Source organism: endosymbiont of Lamellibrachia barhami, from assembly GCF_011947365.2.
GTDB lineage: Bacteria > Pseudomonadota > Gammaproteobacteria > Chromatiales > Chromatiaceae > QGON01.
Window position 1 is genome coordinate 981,610 of record NZ_JAAVSH020000001.1, and the last position, 2,126, is coordinate 983,735.

The 2,126-nt window shown below is 55.6% G+C and carries 1 protein-coding gene and 1 pseudogene; one reads left to right on the plus strand and one right to left on the minus strand.

Features of this window, described 5'->3' with window-relative positions:
- The coding region (locus G9Q73_RS04405; RefSeq protein WP_177418722.1) for an AAA family ATPase at nucleotides 1–1,488 on the plus strand (1,488 nt) is incomplete at its 5' end.
- A 324-nt stretch (nucleotides 1,489–1,812) separates the two neighbouring features.
- Here G9Q73_RS04405 and G9Q73_RS04410 read toward each other — a convergent pair.
- Nucleotides 1,813–2,126: pseudogene (locus G9Q73_RS04410) on the minus strand (long-chain fatty acid--CoA ligase); the annotation flags it as partial.

The following is a 2,126-nucleotide window of genomic DNA, read 5'->3' on the forward strand; positions in this document are numbered from 1 at the left end:
GTGATTGGTGCGGACACCCTGGATGAATATCACCGCTTCGTCGAGGCTGACAAGGCCCTGGAGCGGCGCTTCCACCCGATCATCGTCAGGGAACCCAGTATCGAGGAGACGATCCGTATCCTGCAGGGGATCAGCCCCCGCTACGAGGCGCACCACCAGATACATTACGAACGGGAGGCGATCGAGGCGGCAGCCCATCTCTCAGAGCGCTATCTCACCGACCGTCGCCTGCCGGACAAGGCTGTGGATCTGATCGATGAGGCCGGATCGAGAAAACATCTGCGCCTGATTGCCATCCCGCGCAATGTAAAAGAGCTGGAGCGTGAACGTCAGCGGCTGCTGCAGGAGAAGACGAAAAGCTTTAACGCACAGGCCTTTGAAGAGACCGCCCGTCTGCAGATGGAACTTCTCCAGTTAGAGCAGCGATTGCAGGAGGCGCGTGGTGCCTGGGAGGCTGAACGTGTCGACGAGGAAGCGTTAGTGACAGCCGAGGATATCGCCGAAGTGGTTGCCAGGTGGACCGGCATCCCTGTCGCCCGCATGGTGGAATCGGAGGCGAAAAAGCTTTCGCGCATGGAGGAGAATCTGCACAAACGGATCATTGGGCAGGATGATGCGGTGATCGCGGTAGCCGATGCCATTCGTCGCAACCGGGCAGGCATTACCTCGACACGTCGTCCCATCGGCTCCTTTCTCTTTCTCGGCCCCACGGGTGTCGGCAAGACAGAACTGGCCCGCGCGCTTGCGGCCTTTCTGCTGGATGATGAGTCACGCATCATCCGTCTCGATATGTCCGAATACATGGAACGGCACGAGGTCTCCAAGATGATCGGGGCGCCACCGGGCTATATCGGCTACGGGGAGGGGGGGCAGTTGACGGAGAAGGTGCGCCGCAACCCCTATACGGTGGTGTTATTGGATGAGGTGGAGAAGGCGCATCCGGATGTGTTCAATATGCTATTGCAGATCCTTGAAGATGGTCACCTGACCGATGCCCAGGGCCGTACTGTTTCCTTCCGCAATACTATTCTGATCGGTACTTCAAACCTCGGTACCGAATCACTCTCACCGGACAAGCGACCGATTGGCTTTATGCGCTCAGCCACCCCCTCATACAAAGAGGCGCGGGAGCTTGTTCTGCATGAGGTGAAAAAATTCTTCAAGCCAGAGTTCCTCAACCGGCTCGATGATGTCATTGTCTTTCACTATCTGGAACAGGAACATTTACGCCGGATCGCCGACATGTTCGTTAATGAACTCGTCGAGCGGATGCAGCAGAAAAATATTACCTTGAGGGTCGACGAGGCAGTCACCGACAAGCTGGCAAAAGAGGGATCTGATCCAGTCTACGGCGCGCGCCCTTTACGGCGAGAGATAGAGCGGCAGGTGGAGAATCCGCTGGCCATGAAGATCATAAAGGGCGAATGTCCGGGAGGCAGTCGAGTCGATGTCACCGTGGAGGATGGCGCCATCGTGTTTAAAGTCTGAATGGCCTTGGATTCAGCTCCTGGAGCTTGTGGTTATGAGTAAGCGAGAACGCGACTATTATAAGGTTCTGGACGTACCGTCCGATGCGCAAAGGGAGCTGTTCAAGAAATTACGTGCGTTGCGTCAGGCTGGAACTGACTAGTGTACCTCGCCTAACAGTATGTAACTTATAAACACAGTGATTCCGGCTGTTTCATGGCTGAAACCCTGTAAAACAGGGTAAATCATATGTTTCATTATTTAAGACGACCTACACTAGGCGGCTGTCGGGTTTATCCGTTTGAACCCGACAGCCTCCCAGGGAAATGGCGCTCTGTAGATTTCTCAATGCCCCGCATAGAGCGCCTCAACCTCGGCGGAATGCTGCTTGAGAATGCGCTCGCGGCGCAGTTTCAGTGTTGGTGTAATCAGCCCGTTCTCAGGGGTCCAAGGCTCCTGGACGAGTGCGATACAACGAATTCTGGCGTAGCCTGGGAAACTGCCCAGATGACTGGCTACACGCGCCGTCAACAGTTCGAGTTGCTGTTCGCTGGTATCGGTTGGATCGATCGACTCCGCTTCGCAGGCCTCCTTATTGAGTACGATGAGCGCGGTGAGAAAGGGTTTTGCCTCACCGATGACCATCGCCTGTTCAAAGA